We start from the raw sequence: 16,131 nt of genomic DNA, 5'->3' as shown, positions 1-16,131 counted from the left end.
ACTGGCGGCAGCTGTGGAGGAAAACCCACACCCTGCCGACAATTGCGGAACTGTTTAAATATGAATGATACCGACGCCCCCAAACCGCCATTGACGCGCTCGCGCTGGCCACGCCGCCTGGCCTGGGCCGCCGGTGGTATTGCCGTGCTGATGGCCGGCCTGTGGGCCGGCGTGCCCAAGGCGGTGGACTACGCCGCCGGCAACTGGGCGCAAAAGGTTGGCCGCAAGCTGACGCTGGGCAAGGTGGAGTTCGCGCCGTGGGCGCTGCGCCTCACCCTGCACGATGTGGCGCTGCGCGACCGTGACGGCAGCAATATGTTCAGCGCCGCGCGGCTGAACGTGGATGCCGAAGGGCTGCCGCTGCTGATCGGCCGCTTCCAGTTCTCCGACATCTCGCTGGATGCGCCGCACGTGTGGGCGGCGCGCGATAGCCAGGGGGTGTGGAACTGGAGCCGGCTGGTGCAGGACGCCAGCGGCCCGCCGCAGCCGAAGGAAGAGAAACCCTCGCAGCCGCCCAAGCTGCTGATCCGCATGCTGGCGCTGAACAAGGGGCAGGTGCACGTGCAGGATGCGCTGGCCGGCAACTTGCAGCGCCAGGTACTGCCGCTGGACTTCCACCTGCAGAACCTGTCCACCCTGCCGCAGAACCAGGGCCGCTACCAGTTGGCGGCGGAACTGGATGACGGCACCCGCCTGGCCTGGCAGGGCAGCCTGCTGTTGCAGCCGGTGCAGTCCGACGGCGTGCTGAAGGTGGACGGCCTGACGCTGAAGGGCATCTGGCCCTATGTGCATCCCTACCTGCAGCTGGACGCGCCGCAGGGCAAGCTGGCGCTGAACCTGCCGTATCACTTCGACCTGGCCGGCTTCTCGGCCAGTGTCTGGTCGCGCAATTTCAGTGCGCGGCTGGATGGCCTGGCGCTGGCGGCGCCGAAAACCGGCAGCCCGTTCAAACTGGCCAGCCTGACGGTGAGTGACGGCCAGTTCGCGCTGATCGGCAAACAGCTGAAGCTGGGCAAGGTCACCCTGGCCGGTGGTGAATTCGCTACCGTGCTGGATGGCAGCAACCAGCCGGACTGGCTGGCAGCCTTGCCGCCGGCGCCGGCCGCTACGGTACCTGCGGCCAGCAAACCCGCCGCCAAGGCAGAGCCGGGCTGGCAGGTGAGCGTGCCGCAGCTGCGGCTGGAAAACTGGCAGCTGGGAGCCACCCATCGCGGTTTTGCCGCCCCGCTGGCGGCCCGCCTGAAGCTGGACAGCCTGCAGGCCGGCATCAATCTGGATGCCAAGGGCGCGCTGAAAGTGAATGCTGCCACGCTGGCGCTGTCGCAACTGGCTGTAGCCAGCGGCAGCCAGCAGCCGTTCGCCCGCCTGGGCAGCCTGCAACTGGCCAGCAGCGAGCTGGACCTGGCGGCGCATCGCATCACCCCGGGTGACATCAGCCTGCAGGGCTTGCAGCTGGCCGCCAACCGCGACCGCCAGGGCCGCATCGACGTGCTGGAAGCGCTGCGTCAAACCTCCGGCAGCGGCAAGCCGGCGGCCGCCGCGGCGAGTGACAGCGCCGCGCCGACCTGGCAGCTGCGCTACCCGAGCGTGACCCTGGCCGGCGGCGATATCGGCTGGAAGGATGCCACCACCAGCACGCCGGTGGCGCTGCAGCTGACTGACCTTGCCGCCAAGGCCAGCGGCGACCCGCAGCAGGGCTGGGCGCTGCAGTTTGGCGGCGCGCTCGGCAAGGGCAAGCTGCAGCTGGACGCTACCGCTGCGGCCAACCTGCAGGACATCAAGGGCAAGCTGCAATCCAGCGGCCTGCCGTTGCAGGGGGTGGCGCCGTATGCGCTGGACAGCACCGTGCTGCGCTTTGGCGGCGGCGAGCTGTCCACCGATCTGGGCTTTGCCGTCAATGGCAAGCGCTGGCAGGCGGACGGCAAGGCGGCGCTGAACCGGCTCGCCCTGTTCGAGCCGGGGCGACGTGAGCCGCTGCTGGGCTGGCAGCAGCTGGCCATCAGCGGCATCAAGGCGCAGCCGGAGCGTGTCGCCATTGGCGATGTGCGCCTGGTGGCGCCACAGCTGCGGCTGATCCTGGACGAAAAGCGGGTGCCCAATTTTGCGCACCTGATGAAGCCGGCGCCGGCCACCGCCAAGCCGGTGGCCGCCAGTAAACCGGCCGCTGCCAGCGCGGCGCCGGTGGTGGACGTACGCGCCATCCGCGTGCGCGATGCGCGCATGGATTTTGCCGACATGGGCATGCAGCCGAGCTTCGGCACCCGCATCCACTCGCTGTCCGGTACCGTGCTAGGCCTGTCCAGCAAGCCGGGCCGCCGCGGCACGGTAACGCTGGATGGCCGCGTCGACCAGTTTGGCGACGTGCGCATCCGCGGCGCGCTGTCGCCGTTCGAGGTAACGCGCGACCTGGACATGACGCTGAGCTTCCGCAACATCCCGCTGGGCAGCCTCAACCCGTATTCGATCAACTTTGCCGGCTGGCAGATCACCGATGGCCGGCTGACCACCGATCTGCGCTACCTGCTGAAGGATCGCCAGCTTAACGGCGACAACCGCGTGGTGATCGACCACATCCAGCTGGGCAATGAAGTGCCCAACTACCAGGGCACCCGCCTGCCGCTGCGCCTCGCCGTGGCACTGCTGGAAGACAGCGACGGCCGCATCGACCTGGCGCTGCCGGTGGCCGGCAGCCTGGATCAGCCGGACTTCTCCTACGGCCACCTGGTGTGGCAGGCCTTCCGCAACATCCTGACCAAGATCGTTACCGCGCCGTTCCGCGCGCTGTTCGGCGGCCAGGGCTTTGATGCCATCTACACCGATGCCGGCGATGCGCGTATTCCGCCGCCGGAGCGCGAGAAGCTGGGCAAGCTGGCCGATCTGATGCTGAAGCGACCCAAGCTGGCACTGGCCATCGGCGGTGGCTACGACCCGGAGCTGGATAGCCGCGAACTGGCGCGCTACCGCGTGGACAGCGACATCCTCAAGCGTGCGGCCTACCAGCTGCAGCCGGATGAGCCGCTGCCGCTGCCGGACATGGGCGACCCGGCGATCCGCAAGGCGGTGGGCGATGTCTACGCCGCGCAGTTGGGGCGCTTTGCCTGGCTCAAACGCGTGGCCACCGAGAAAGACACTGCCGAGCGTGCGCAGGCCATGCGCAAGGAGCTGCTGGCGGCGCAGAAAGTGGATCAGGCGGCGCTGGCGGCACTGGCCAAGGCGCGCGGCGAGGCGGCGCGCAAGCTGCTGCTGCAGGACAAGCCGGAGCTGGAGGCGCGCGTCAGCGTGCAGGAGCCGGACAAGGTGAAGGCAGAGAAGGATGGGGTGCCGCTGCTGGTGAAACTGAAATAATGGCGCGGGCAGCCCTGTAGGGCGGGTTGGCTGTAAGCCATACCCGCGCGAAGCGGGCTAACCATGCGGGTATGAAGTTTCGGCTTAACCTGCCCTGCAACTATCTGCGTGTAGTGCATGCGGCCAGGCTGGGAAACCCGCCTGGCCGCAGTCGTTTGGCATGCTGCATTGCGGGCTGTTGCAGGCACGCCGCAAAGGGTTGGCCGCAGGCTGTCCTGCTGTACAGCTTTGATGGCTATCAATGCCATGGCCCGCTATATCTAGTTATATTTCAATTTTTCTGACACCACATCTAGCGGGGATGGCATGAACCGGGACAACAGCGCCGTGTTTGCGGAACAGGATATTTCGCGCGAAGTACTGCTGGAAAAGTACGCCAAGAACGGCGAACAATCAGTAAGTGAAGTGCGCCTGCGCGTGGCGCAGGCACTGGCCGCGCTGGAGCAGGACCCGCAGCGCTTCGCCCCGCTGTTCTACGAGGCGCTGGATGGCGGCTTCATCCCCGGCGGGCGCATCAACTCCGCCGCCGGCACCGACCTCAAGGCCACGCTGATCAACTGCTTCGTGCAGCCGGTGGGCGATGCGGTGTCGGAAGCCGAGAACGGCAAGGTCGGCATCTACGAGGCGCTGCTGCAGTCGGCCGAGACCATGCGCCGAGGCGGCGGTGTGGGCTACAACTTCAGCCGCATCCGCCCCAAGGGTGCGCGGGTGAAGGGCACCAACAGCCGCGCCTCCGGCCCGGTGTCGTATATGCGCGTGTTCGACCGCAGCTGCGAGACGGTGGAATCCGCCGGCGCGCGCCGCGGCGCGCAGATGGGCGTGCTGGACGTGAGCCACCCGGACATCGAAGCCTTCATCCACGCCAAGGACCAGGGCGACCTGGCCAACTTCAATATCTCGGTGGGTGTGTCCGACGCCTTCATGCAGGCAGTGGATGCCGATGGCGACTGGGAGCTGACCCATGCGGTGGCGCCGGCGTCCGACGCCTTCCCCGGCAGCTACCAGCGTGACGACGGGCTGTGGGTGTACCGCAAGCTGCGCGCCCGCGAGCTGTGGCAGCAGATCATGCACTCCACCTATGACCACGCCGAGCCGGGCGTGCTGTTCATGAGCAAGATCAACGCCGACAACAACCTGTCCTACTGCGAGGTGATCGAGTCCACCAACCCCTGCGGCGAACAGCCGCTGCCGGACTACGGCTGCTGCGACCTGGGCTCCATCAACCTGTGCAAATTTGTGCGCCAGCCGTTCGGCGAGGCGCCGAGCTTCGACTACAAGGCGTTCGAGAAGGTGGTGCGCACGTCGATCCGCATGCTGGACAACGTGCTGGACCTCACCGTGTGGCCGCTGCAGGAGCAGCTGCGCGAGGCGCAGAACAAGCGCCGCGTCGGCCTCGGCTTCACCGGCCTGGGCGATGCGCTGATCATGCTCAAGGTGCGCTACGACAGCGAACAGGGCCGCAGGTTGGCCGCAAGCATCTCCGAACACATGCGCGATGCCGCCTACGATGCCTCGGTGGACCTGGCCATCGAGAAGGGCGCCTTCCCGCTGTTCGATGCCGACAAATACCTGGCGGCGCCGCACTGCGCCAGCCGCCTGCCGGACAAGCTCAAGGCGCGCATCCGCAAGCACGGCATCCGCAACTCGCACCTGCTGTCCATTGCGCCTACCGGCACCATCTCGCTGGCCTTCGCCGACAATGCCTCCAACGGCATCGAGCCGCCGTTCAGCTGGTACTACACCCGCAAGAAGCGCATGGCGGACGGCACGCAGCAGGAATACCTGGTGGAAGACCACGCCTACCGCGTGTACCGCATGCAGGGCGGCGACACCAATGCGCTGCCGGATTACTTCGTCAGCGCGCTGCAGATGAGTGCGCTGGACCACATGCGCATGGTGGCGGCGGTGGCGCCGTACGTGGATACCGCCATCTCCAAGACCGTGAACGTGCCGGCCGATTACCCGTTCGCCGACTTCGAAAGCCTGTACCTGGAGGCCTGGCGCGCCGGGCTGAAGGGCATCACCACCTATCGCCCCAACAGCGTGCTGGGCTCGGTGCTGTCGGTGGAGCCGACGCCTGCGGCCAACCCTGCGCCCAGCCAGCAGCTGCCGCAGGACCTGGGCAACCAGAACGACCCGGACCGCCGCATCACGCTGAACACCGCACCCAGCCCGGCGCTGGCCAGCCTGAAGTGGCCGCACCGCCCCAAGCTCAAGCACGGCAACCCGTCGTGGACCTTTATGGTGGAAGGCGAGGAGGGCGACTTCGCGGTGATGGTCGGCCATATCGAAGGCCAGCAGCCGGGCGAAGCGCCGCTGCCGTTCGAATGCTGGGTCAACGGCGACGTGCCGCGCGGCCTGGGGGCGATTGCCAAGACGCTGTCGATGGACATGCGCTGCCGCGACCGCGCCTGGCTGGCCGCCAAGCTGGACGCGCTGGCCGCCACCCGCGGCGACCGCCACTACCGCGCCGAGCTGGGGGACGGCCCGGTGGGCAGCAGCGCCGCTGCCGCCGCGCTGGGCCGGGTGGTGAAATTCCGCGTCGAGCAATTGGGCGCGCTGAGCCTGGCCGACGGCGACGCCACTCCGGTGATGGACGCACTGTTCGCGCGCAAGGAGCCGAAATCCGGCACCGACGGCACTATCAGTTGGTCGGTGGATGTGAACAACCCGCAGACTGGCGACGACTTCGTGCTGTTCGTGAAGGAACTGGTGCTGCCCAACGGCCAGCGCCGGCCGTACTCGCTGTGGCTGGCCGGCCACTACCCGCGCGAGCTGGACGGGCTGTGCAAGATGCTCAGCCTCGACATGCGGGTGATCGACCCGGCGTGGATAGGCATGAAGCTACGCAAGCTGCTGAGCTATGCCGAGCCGCAGGCCGACTTCTTCGCCCGCACCCCGGGCAGCGACAAATCGCAGAGCTGGCCGTCCACCGAGGCCTACCTCGCGCGGCTGGTAATCCATCGCTATGCCATGCTGGGCATCCTCAGCGAGGACGGCGTGCCGGTGGAGGAAATGGGGGTGATGGTGCCGGAGCAGGGCGATCTGTTTGAAAGCGCGGTGGTGAACGTGGCAGCGGCGCCGATGGCCGGCAAGGCCTGCCCGGAATGCGGCAACCGCGCGCTGATCAAGAAGGACGGCTGCGAGTTCTGCACCGCCTGCGGCCACGTGGGCGCCTGCGGCTGAGCAGGTTTGCCATATGACAAAGCCGCCCCAAGGGGCGGCTTTTTGCTGCTTGCGGCCAACTGCCGCACAGACTCAGCAGCGGCCCTTCATACCCTGGCCGGGCGGGCAGAAGCCGCCGCGGTCATCGTAATAGTAGTGACCACGTTCGTCATCGTCGCCACGCCAGTGGTGGTGGCGATAGTAGTCGCCTTCGTACTCATAGACCGGCAGCACGATGCGTGGTGGTTCCAGCACGACGGGTGAGCGCAGTTGTACCCGAGCGGGTTCCACCACACAGGCGGACAGGCTGCCGGCGGCAATCAGGGCAAACAACAGGGCTTTCATGCTTCTTCTCCGTACAGGCATGCACCACCGGTGGGATGGGCATGTCGAGTTATCTGGTGCCTGGCGAGCGGGGCAGTGACTGTAAACCGGGTTGGCGGGTGGGGTGGCGACAGCAAGGGTGCCGCTTGTTGCCGCCATGCCCGGCAGCGCGGCCGCCTGGCAGGCGGACTGCACAACCGATGGCGCAGGCACTACGAGCATAAGCGAAGCGGGCGACTATCCCTAGTTGAATGCTGCTAAGGATTATTAAGCTTGTGTGTGCTTGGTGACGGCGGGCGGTGGAGCGGCGCTTACGGGGGCGTCAGCGCCTGGTTGATGCGCAGCAACAGCTGCTGGTTGGCCGCAGTGCGTGGCAGCGCCAGGTAGGTGTGGTTGACGGAGAAGACGCCCAGTTCTTCCAGCTGGTCGCCCATCAGCGGCGCGATGCTTTCGCGAATGCCGATCAGGTAGTCCAGCCGGCCCAGCCTGAGTTTTTCCACGTTCTGCGCATCACGGCTGGCCTCGTCGGCCTGCAGCCAGCCCTGCGCACGCGCATGGCTGAACGCCTCGGAATAGAACCAGCCGGACAACACGCCCACGCGCAGGCCGCCGAAGGTGCTGACATCGCTGTAGCGCGCGCGGTGGTCCGCCTTGCGGCCGTACACCGCCAGCACCTCGTTGTACAGCGGCTGGCTGTAGAGATAGCGCTTTTGCCGCTCCGGGTTGCTGTAGATGCCGGCCACGCCGTGGGTGCCCAGCGCCAGGTAGGCCAGCGCGCGTTTCCACGGCATGGCTTCGACGCTGATGACAATGCCGCTGCGGCGTGCCAGCGTTTGCAGCTGCTTGGCGTAGATGCCGGCCGGGCGGCCGCTGCTGTCGGCGTACATGAAGGGCGGATTGTTGGCGTCGATGGCGACACGCAGCTGTGGCGTCTGCGCCAGGGCAGACGCCGTAAGCAGGCAAGCGAACAGGCATAGCGTGGCAAGCAGACGGCGCAGCATTCCTCATCCTCGACAGGCGGCGGCTGGCCCGGGTGGGGCGATGCCCGGGCTGCCAGCCACTGTCCATGCTACAGGCATTCGCGCTGGCGGCACACCGTTGGGAACTTCGAAAAACTCCCGCTTGCGTCGCGATACTGTGTTGCTTGGAAATCAGGGTTTCTAGGCCCCCGTTAGACCGGTTTGCCGCCCGTGGCGCTCAGCCCTGCCACTGGCCGTGGTCGAAGAACTGGCGGTAGCGCTGCAGCCACGGCTGAATGTCGTAGCCGCCGGCGGCCAGCCAGCCGGCGTCGTAGTAGCTGTTCAGGTAGCGGTTGCCGTCGTCGCAGATCAGGGTGACGATGCTGCCGCTCTCGCCACGGCGCAGCATCTCGTCCATCAGCACGCACACGCCGTAGAAGTTGGTGCCGGTGGAGCCGCCGCACTTGCGGCCCAGCACTTCTTCCAGGAAGTGGATGGCGGCGTAGCTGGCCACGTTGGGCACGCGGATCATGCGGTCGATCACGCTGGGGATGAACGACGGCTCCACCCGCGGGCGGCCGATGCCTTCCACCCCGGAGCCGCCTTCGCAGGTGCAGTCGGCGTCGCCGCTTTCATAGCTGGTGTAGAACGCCGAGTTTTCCGGGTCCACCACGCATACCTTGGTGTTTTTCTGCTGGTAGCGCACGTAGCGGCCGATGGTGGCGCTGGTGCCGCCGGTGCCGGCGCCGTTGATGATCCAGGTGGGCTCCGGGTGGGGTTCCAGCTGCATCTGTTTGAAGATGGTGTCGGCGATATTGTTGTTGCCGCGCCAGTCGGTGGCGCGCTCGGCGTAGGTGAACTGGTCCATGTAGTGGCCGTTCAGTTCGCGCGCCAGGCGCATGGATTCGTCGTAGATGGTGGCCGGGTCGTTCACCAGGTGGCAGCGGCCGCCGTAGAACTCAATGGCGCGGACCTTCTCGCTGGAGGTGCTGGCCGGCATCACCGCGATGAAGGGCAGGCCCAGCAGGCGGGCGAAGTAGGCTTCCGACACCGCGGTGCTGCCGCTGGAGGCCTCGATTACCGGGGTGCCTTCGCGGATCCAGCCGTTGGACAGCGCGTACAGGAACAGCGAGCGCGCCAGCCGGTGTTTCAGGCTGCCGGTGGGGTGGGTGGATTCGTCCTTGAAATACAGCTGGATGCCCGGCGCGCCGGGGATCTGCAGCGGAATCAGGTGGGTGTCGCTGGAGCGGTTGAAATCGGCCTCGATCTTGCGGACGGCCTCCATCAGCCAGGTGCGCATGGTGTTTCCTTTTGTTCTGTGTTGTCTCGTGCCTTACGGAGCCTGTTGTCCCACCGCCAGCAGCGTGCTGACGAAGGCGGCGACCAGCGGAGAATTGTCCCCGCTTCGCCACGCCACCGCCAGTGTCATGTAGGCATCCTCGTCGGTAAGCGGCACATAGCGTATCTGCGGCAGCTGCACGCACTGCAGCGGCGCCGGCAGCACGGCGATGCCGAGGCCGGCGGCCACCAGGCCGATCTGGGTGGTGGCTTCGCCGGCCAGCTGGTGCACCTGCCATTCGAAGCCGTTCTGCCGCGCCAGGCTGTGCAGGCGATTGTTCAGCCAGTTGCCGTTGCCGGCCGGGTAGCCTATCACCCGTTCGGCGGCCAGCTCGGCGATGCGCAGCGCATCGCGTGCGGCCAACGGGTGGCCGGCCGGCAGCACCACGCACAGCCGGTCGCGGCGCACTGCGCGCACTTCCAGCCCCGGGGTGTCCTCGTCGCGGTTGAAGCGCACCACACCCACGTCCAGCTTGCGCTGGCGCAGCTGCTGGAACTGCTCGCGGGTGAACAGCTCGTGAAAGTGCAGGGTGACATCCGGCCGCGCCTGGCGGAACTGCAACAGGGTGGCCGGCAGCACCGACATCAGCGGCAGCGAGGAAGTGAAGCCGATGCGCAGCTCGCCCAGCTCGCCGCGCGCCACGCGCCGCGCTTCGTCGGCGGCCTGGCGGCTGTCGGCCAGCAGCGCGCGGGCGCGTTGCAGAAAGCGCTCGCCGGCGGCGGTGAGCCGCACCGCGCGCTGGTGGCGCTCCAGCAGCTGCACGCCCAGTTCCTGCTCCAGTGCACGGATCTGCTGGCTCAGCGGCGGCTGGGCGATGTGCAGCCGTTCGGCGGCACGGGTGAAGTGCAGCTCTTCGGCCACGGCAACGAAGTAGCGCAGGTGACGCAGTTCCATGGGGTAATCCTGATTGATATGAATTTCGTCTTAATTGCCAAGTAAATATATATTGGACGTTGCCATCTGGCGAGCCTAGTCTGGCAAGGTACCCACTGCACCAGACCGAGACGCGATGTCTACTGCCAGCTGTGCCGCCCCTGCGGCCAACCTTTCCGCCCAACCGCACTCCGGTGGCTCCAGCGCCTGGTGGCGCGCCACCTGGGCTGCCGCCACCGGTGGCTTTGCCACCTTCTCCCTGCTGTACGGCGTGCAGCCGCTGATGCCGATGCTGGCTGCGCACTACGGCCTGTCGCCGGCGGCTTCCAGCGGCGTGCTGTCGGTGGCCACGCTGCCGATGGCGCTGATGCTGATTCCGGCCAGCCTGCTGGCGGAACGCTTCGGCCGCACCCGCATGATGGTGGTGTCGCTGTTCCTGGGCGTGCTGCTGTCGTGGTTTGCGGCATTCAGCAACAGCTACGGCTGGCTGCTGCTGTGGCGCGGGCTGTTCGGCGTGGTGATGGCCGGCCTGCCGGCGCTGGCGCTGTCCTATCTGTCGGAGGAGCTGGAGCCGGAGTCGCTGGGGCGTTCGGTGGGGCTGTATATCGCCGGCAATGCGCTGGGCGGCATGAGCGGCCGCTACCTGGCCGCGGTGGTGGCCGATGCCGCCGGGCTGCAGAACGGCATGCTGGCGCAGGCAGTGCTGGGCACGCTGACCGCCTTGCTGTTCTGGAAACTGCTGCCGGAATCGCGCCGCTTCGTGCCGCGGCCGGTATCGCTGGCCAGCGTGCTGGCCGACAGCCGCAGCCACTGGCGCGATGCCGGGCTGGCGCGGCTGTTCGTGCTGGGTTTCATGCTGATGGGCGGCTTTGTCAGCCTGTACAACTACCTGGGTTTCCGCCTGCAGGCAGCGCCGTTCTCGCTGAGCCAGAGTGTGATCGGCCTGATCTTCCTGCTGTACGTGGTGGGCATGGCCGCCTCGACCATTGCCGGGCGCATGGCCGACCGCCTGGGCCGCCGCGAGGTGCTGTGGAAGATGGTGGCGCTGATGCTGCCGGCACTGGCGCTGACGCTGGCCAACAGCCTGTGGCTGGTGGTGATCGGCGTCGGCCTGTTCACCTTCGGCTTCTTTGCCGCCCACGCGGTGGCGGCCAGCTGGGTTGGCCGCAGGGCCAGCCACGCTCGCGGCCTGGCCTCGGCGTTCTATCTCACCTCATACTACGTGGGCTCGGCACTGATCGGCTCCGGCTCCGGCCTGATGTGGCGGCTGGACGGCTGGCTGGGTGTGGCCGGCCTGATCGCCGCGCTGCTGGCGCTGTGCCTGTGGCTTACCTGGCAGCTGCGCCGGGTGGAGCCGCTGCCGCGAACTGTTTAATGGGGAGGGATATGTCACAACAGCAAACGTTGGCCGCATATTGCGCGGAAGTCGGGCTGGACCCGGCCGAAACACTGAAGATCGGCGGCCAGTACACACCGGTGCTGCGCTATGACAACGAAGTCTTCATCAGTGGCCAGGTGCCGCGGGTGGGGGACACGGTGGTAGTCACCGGGAAGGTGGGCGACGACTGCAGCGAAGAGGCAGCCTGCCATGCGGCGCGCATCAGCGCCTTGCGCTGCCTGATTCTGCTGCAGCAGACACTGGGGTCCCTGCAGCCTGTGGCACGGGTGCTGCGCATGAATGTGTATGTGCAGAGCGCCGCCGGCTTCAGCCGCCAGAGCGAGGTGGCCAATGCGGCTTCCGAAGTGTTGTACCGCGTGCTGGGGGAGGCCGGTGTGCATACCCGTACCTCGCTGGGGGTGTATCAACTGCCCAAGAATGCCGCCGTGGAAATCGATATGCAGGTGGCGGTACGCCACACTGATGCTGCAAGCGCGTAGCCGCCCCGATTCTCCTGTTTGCACCTTACCCGCCCCGCTGCCCTGGCACGGGGCTGTTTTTTTGCTGCCGGGGGTGTGGAAACTGCCACAGGCGGGGCCATGCTCGGCTATAGACAGAATCTGAACTGCATGCCGCGGCAAAGTGCATGACTGGTGTATTTGCAGCGGGCATGTAGAATGTCGGCTTCTGCATATCGAGGGGGTTTCCCGCTCCAATGGACGTACTCATAGTCATTGTCCTGTTCCTGTTGAACGGCATTTTTGCCATGACCGAAATCGCCATCGTCTCTTCGCGCAAGGTTCGCCTGCAGCAATGGGCAGACGAGGGCAACCGCGGCGCCGCTGCCGCGCTCAAGCTCGCCGAAGAGCCCACCCGCTTTCTTTCCACCATCCAGATCGGCATCACCCTGATCGGCATCCTGACCGGTGCCTTCGGCGAGGCCGCCATTTCCGAGCACGTGCGCGGCTACCTGGAAAACGTGCCGCTGCTGGCCAGCCTGGCCAAACCGATTTCGCTGGTGGTTACCGTGATCGGTATCACCTATTTCTCGCTGATCATCGGCGAGCTGGTGCCCAAGCGCGTGGGCATGCAGAACCCGGAAATCCTCGCTTCCATCCTTGCCCGCCCGATGCTGATGCTGGCCCGCGCCACCGCGCCGCTGGTACGCCTGCTGAGCCTGTCCACCGAGGCGGTGATGCGCGTGCTGGGGGTGAAGAAGAACACCGATCCGTCCATCACCGAAGAGGAAATCAAGGTGCTGATGGAGCAGGGCGCCGAGGAGGGCATCTTCGAGCGCGCCGAGCAGGAACTGGTGGAGAACATCTTCAGCCTGGATGAAAAGAAGGTGGTCGCCATCATGTCGCCGCGCAAGGACATCGTGGTGCTGGACGTGGAAGACCCGATCGAGGAAAACCTGCGCATCGTGCGCGGCAGCGTGTTCACCCGCTACCCGGTGGTGAAGGGCGGCTTCGAGAACGTGCTGGGCTTCGTGCAGGCCAAGGACCTGCTGCACCGCCTGCTGGAAGACAAGTCGGTGACGCTGGAAGGGCTGGTGAAGCCGCCCTTGTACGTGCCGGAGGCGATTACCCCGATGCAGCTGCTGGAGCAGTTCAAGCGTACCCGCAACCACACCGCGCTGGTGGTGGACGAGTACGGCGAGATCGAAGGCCTGGTGTCGATCAACGACGTGCTGGAGGCCATTGTCGGCGACCTGCCCACCGATGTGTCCGATACCGATCAGGAAATCGTGCAGCGCGAGGACGGCAGCTGGCTGGTGGACGGCATGATGGCGCTGGACGACTTCAAGGAGCACTTCGACCTGGACAGCATCGAAGGCGAGGAGTCCGGCGACTTCCAGACCCTGGGCGGCTTCGTGATGTTCATGCTAGGCAAGGTGCCGGCGCCGGCCGACAAGGTGGAATGGAGCGGTTTCAGCTTCGAGGTGGTGGACATGGACCGCACCCGCGTGGACAAGGTGCTGGTGATCGCGCCGCCGTCTCCGCCAGCGGTCAAGCAGGAAGCCTGAGCGGCAGCCAGGCCAGCTTGAAACGCCCCGCCCTGTGCGGGGCGTTGTCGTTTCAGCCTGCCGGCGGCACGAATGCCCGGTAGTCCGCCTCCGCCATCGGGCGGGCAAAGTAGTAACCCTGCGCGTAGTGGCAGCCGTGCGCGCGCAGGAAGGCAAGCTGCTCGGCGGTTTCCACCCCTTCGGCCACAGTCTGCACGCCGATGGCGCGCGCCAGCTCCAGAATGGCCGCCACCACTGCCTGGTTGCGCGGGCTGTCGGCCAGGCCGCCGATGAAGCGCTGGTCGATCTTCACCTTGTCCACCGGCAATTCCACCAGGTAGTTGAGCGAGGAATAGCCGGCGCCAAAGTCGTCGATGGCGATGCGGAAACCGGCTTCGCGCAGCTGCTGCAGGATATCGCCGATGGCTGCCAGATCCTGGATCAGCGACGACTCGGTCAGCTCCAGTTCGATGCTGGCCGGGGCGATGCCGTAGGCGGCCACCTGGCGGGCCAGCTTGCCGGTGAGATCGCCCTGCGCCAGCTGCTTGGCGGACAGGTTGATGCTGACGATGCGCTCGCTGCCGGCCCCCTGGCTGCGGGCGATGAAATCGCAGGCGCTGTCCAGCACGAAGTCGCCGATGGCGTCGATCAGGCCGTGGTTTTCGGCAAACGGAATGAACACCCCGGGCGACGCATGGCTGCCGCCTTGCGGCCAACGTAGCAGCGCCTCGGCATAGCCCGGCAGCTCGGGCTGCAGCGGGATGATGGGCTGGTAGAACAGGGTGAAGGCGCGCTGCTTCACCGCGGCGCGCAGCTGGGTGAACAGCTCCATTTCGTCGTGCAGTTTTGCCCCCAGCGCCGGCTCGAAGAAGCTGTAGCGGTTGCGCCCCAGCGATTTGGACTGGTACATGGCGGCATCGGCATGCTTGAGCAGGGTGATGACGTCTTCGCCGTCGGTGGGGAACATGGCGATGCCCAGGCTGGCGCCGATTTCGGCATCGCGCTCGGACAGGCGGAACGGCAGGTTCAGCACCTGCAGGATGGCTTCGCAGCTCAGTGCCAGCTGGCTGGGGTTGCCGTCGCGCAGGATCAGGCAGAACTCGTCGCCGGACAGCCGTGCCACCGTGTCTTCTATCTTCACCGTGCCGCGCAGGCGCTCGGCCACGTCCATCAACAGCTCGTCACCGGCCTTGTGGCCCATGGTGTCGTTGACGAATTTGAAGCGGTCCAGGTCCAGCATCACCACGGCAAAGCCCTTCTTGGCTTCGCGGGCGATCTCGATTTCGTGTTCCAGCCGGTTTTTCAGCATCACGCGGTTGGGCAGCGCGGTGAGTGGGTCGAAATAGGCCATGCGCCGCAGCTGGTTTTCCGCCGCCTTCATCTGGGTGATGTCGGAGAGGATGCCCACGTAGTGGGTGAGCGTGCCGTCGGCGTCGTAGACGGCGTTGATGGTGAGCAGCGCGTGTACCAGGGCGCCATCCACGTGGCGGTTGACGATCTCGCCCTGCCAGCGGCCGCGGTGCGACAGCTCGTGCCACAGCCGCTGGTAGAACTCGCCGGCGTGGTGGCCGGAGCTGGAGATCGGCGGGCGCTTGCCCACCAGTTCCTCCAGCGAGCGGCCGGTCATCTGCAGATAAGCCTGGTTGGCGGTGATGATCAGGCTGTCCGGGGTGGTGATCAGCACCGCGTTGTCGGTGTTGCGGAACACGATCTCGAACAGGCGGCGGTGTTTTTCCGCCTCGCGGCGCTGGGCAATCTCGTCGGCCAGCTGCTGGTTGGCCGTCTGCAGGTGGGCGGTGCGGTCCTGCACCTGCTGTTCCAGTTGCTGCTGGGTCTGCTGGTTGTCTTCCAGCGACTGCCGGAAGCGTTGCAGCGCGGTGACGATGGGCTGGAAGCTGCTGTCGTTCCTGCTTGGCAGCTCGATGGCGGTGTTGCCGGCGCTCAGCTGGCGCAGCGCGCGCTCGGTGTGCCGCATCTGGCTGCCGATGCGGTGGAAGGTGCGCATCATCAGCAGCACGATGCACAGCACCAGCGACAACAGCGGGATTTCCACCAGCCGGAAGCGGCTGCTGGAGGCGGCCAGGTAGCTGTCGAACGCCTGCTGCGTGGCCTGTTCCTGCAGCTGCACCAGGTCCGACAGCTGCTCAAGGTCGTCGCGCACCTGGCGGGTGATCAGGATCGCCTGCTGCCGCGCATGCTGGGTATCGGAGCGCACCAGCAGCAGCAGGCCGCTGGCCTGCAGTTCGAAGCTGTCGAGATTGCGCGCGATTTCGCGTTGCAGCATCACGATCTGCTGCGCATTGGGCTGCTGCGCCGGTGGCGGCAGCAGCTCCTTGGGCAGTTGCTGCAGCTGCGCCAGCCGTGCCTCGATGCCGGCCATGCGGCGATTCAGTTCCTGGTAGTCGAGCTTGCCGTCGCGGTCGTCTTCCACCAGCTGGCTGAGCTGGTTCTGCAGCGTGCCCAGCAGGCCGAGGATATCGCTGCTGACGTGCAGGTTGGCCGCATGAATGCGGTTGGTATTACGCAGATCATTGACCAGCCGCTGGTTGGCCTGGTGATAGAACAGCACGATGCCGGCCAGCATGGCCAGCAGCAACAGCAGCAGCCAGAACAGCTTGCTGCTGGGTGAGCGGGAAGCAAGAAAACGGGGCAGGGGCATTGTGATGGGCTGGTAGGCGGGCTACTGCAGCATAGCCGACGGTGTGGCGATTCGCCCGCGAACGGGCCGAAGCCGGTTAATCGG

10 protein-coding genes are annotated in these 16,131 nt (G+C 66.4%); 5 read left to right on the top strand and 5 right to left on the bottom strand.

The window, feature by feature from the left end; genetic code table 11:
* Positions 1-60 precede the first annotated feature (60 nt).
* Both PSELUDRAFT_RS00300 and PSELUDRAFT_RS00295 read left to right on the top strand, forming a co-directional pair.
* The gene (locus PSELUDRAFT_RS00300; RefSeq protein WP_088964964.1) at positions 61-3,345 is read left to right on the top strand and encodes a DUF748 domain-containing protein; all 3,285 of its coding nucleotides are present in this window, start codon (positions 61-63) and stop codon (positions 3,343-3,345) included.
* Positions 3,346-3,651: 306 nt separating this feature from the next.
* Positions 3,652-6,531, top strand: a complete 2,880-nt coding sequence (locus PSELUDRAFT_RS00295) for an adenosylcobalamin-dependent ribonucleoside-diphosphate reductase (protein WP_088964963.1) — start codon at positions 3,652-3,654, stop codon at positions 6,529-6,531.
* 72 nt (positions 6,532-6,603) lie between these two features.
* Here the strand turns inward: PSELUDRAFT_RS00295 and PSELUDRAFT_RS00290 are convergent, their stop codons facing one another.
* The 4 genes from PSELUDRAFT_RS00290 to PSELUDRAFT_RS00275 form a co-directional block, all read right to left on the bottom strand.
* Complete coding sequence (locus PSELUDRAFT_RS00290) at positions 6,604-6,855, bottom strand: hypothetical protein (protein WP_088964962.1); 252 nt, start codon at positions 6,853-6,855, stop codon at positions 6,604-6,606.
* Positions 6,856-7,145: 290 nt separating this feature from the next.
* A complete protein-coding gene (locus tag PSELUDRAFT_RS00285) occupies positions 7,146-7,835 on the bottom strand; it encodes an ABC transporter substrate-binding protein (RefSeq protein ID WP_088964961.1) in 690 nt (229 codons plus the stop codon).
* Positions 7,836-8,031: 196 nt separating this feature from the next.
* Entirely contained in the window at positions 8,032-9,093 is a 1,062-nt protein-coding gene (locus PSELUDRAFT_RS00280; RefSeq protein WP_088964960.1) for a PLP-dependent cysteine synthase family protein, read from the bottom strand.
* Positions 9,094-9,126: 33 nt separating this feature from the next.
* Positions 9,127-10,026 carry a LysR substrate-binding domain-containing protein gene (locus PSELUDRAFT_RS00275; protein WP_088964959.1) on the bottom strand — a complete coding sequence of 300 codons (900 nt, stop codon included), beginning with the start codon at positions 10,024-10,026 and terminating at the stop codon, positions 9,127-9,129.
* 115 nt (positions 10,027-10,141) lie between these two features.
* Between PSELUDRAFT_RS00275 and PSELUDRAFT_RS00270 the strand changes: the two genes are divergently transcribed.
* From PSELUDRAFT_RS00270 to PSELUDRAFT_RS00260, 3 genes are all read left to right on the top strand, one after another.
* Complete coding sequence (locus PSELUDRAFT_RS00270) at positions 10,142-11,380, top strand: MFS transporter (protein WP_088964958.1); 1,239 nt, start codon at positions 10,142-10,144, stop codon at positions 11,378-11,380.
* Between the two features lie 11 nt (positions 11,381-11,391).
* Positions 11,392-11,883 carry a RidA family protein gene (locus tag PSELUDRAFT_RS00265; RefSeq protein WP_088964957.1) on the top strand — a complete coding sequence of 164 codons (492 nt, stop codon included), beginning with the start codon at positions 11,392-11,394 and terminating at the stop codon, positions 11,881-11,883.
* A 215-nt stretch (positions 11,884-12,098) separates the two neighbouring features.
* Positions 12,099-13,409, top strand: coding sequence for a hemolysin family protein (locus PSELUDRAFT_RS00260; RefSeq protein ID WP_088964956.1), 1,311 nt, complete (start codon positions 12,099-12,101; stop codon positions 13,407-13,409).
* Between the two features lie 52 nt (positions 13,410-13,461).
* Here the strand turns inward: PSELUDRAFT_RS00260 and PSELUDRAFT_RS00255 are convergent, their stop codons facing one another.
* Complete coding sequence (locus PSELUDRAFT_RS00255; RefSeq protein ID WP_088964955.1) at positions 13,462-16,047, bottom strand: EAL domain-containing protein; 2,586 nt, start codon at positions 16,045-16,047, stop codon at positions 13,462-13,464.
* Between the last annotated feature and the right edge of the window lie 84 nt (positions 16,048-16,131).

Source organism: Vogesella sp. LIG4 (assembly GCF_900090205.1).
Classification (GTDB): Bacteria; Pseudomonadota; Gammaproteobacteria; order Burkholderiales; family Chromobacteriaceae; genus Vogesella.
The sequence above is the reverse complement of the archived record's forward strand: the minus strand, read 5'-3'. Positions and strand labels throughout refer to the sequence as shown.

Coding starts and splice junctions, on each gene's coding strand:
- PSELUDRAFT_RS00260 (WP_088964956.1), top strand. CDS start 12,099: ATGGACGTACTCATAGTCATTGTCCTGTTCCTGTTGAACGGCATTTTT.
- PSELUDRAFT_RS00300 (WP_088964964.1), top strand. CDS start 61: ATGAATGATACCGACGCCCCCAAACCGCCATTGACGCGCTCGCGCTGG.
- PSELUDRAFT_RS00290 (WP_088964962.1), bottom strand. CDS start 6,855: ATGAAAGCCCTGTTGTTTGCCCTGATTGCCGCCGGCAGCCTGTCCGCC.
- PSELUDRAFT_RS00295 (WP_088964963.1), top strand. CDS start 3,652: ATGAACCGGGACAACAGCGCCGTGTTTGCGGAACAGGATATTTCGCGC.
- PSELUDRAFT_RS00265 (WP_088964957.1), top strand. CDS start 11,392: ATGTCACAACAGCAAACGTTGGCCGCATATTGCGCGGAAGTCGGGCTG.
- PSELUDRAFT_RS00270 (WP_088964958.1), top strand. CDS start 10,142: ATGTCTACTGCCAGCTGTGCCGCCCCTGCGGCCAACCTTTCCGCCCAA.
- PSELUDRAFT_RS00255 (WP_088964955.1), bottom strand. CDS start 16,047: ATGCCCCTGCCCCGTTTTCTTGCTTCCCGCTCACCCAGCAGCAAGCTG.
- PSELUDRAFT_RS00275 (WP_088964959.1), bottom strand. CDS start 10,026: ATGGAACTGCGTCACCTGCGCTACTTCGTTGCCGTGGCCGAAGAGCTG.
- PSELUDRAFT_RS00285 (WP_088964961.1), bottom strand. CDS start 7,835: ATGCTGCGCCGTCTGCTTGCCACGCTATGCCTGTTCGCTTGCCTGCTT.
- PSELUDRAFT_RS00280 (WP_088964960.1), bottom strand. CDS start 9,093: ATGCGCACCTGGCTGATGGAGGCCGTCCGCAAGATCGAGGCCGATTTC.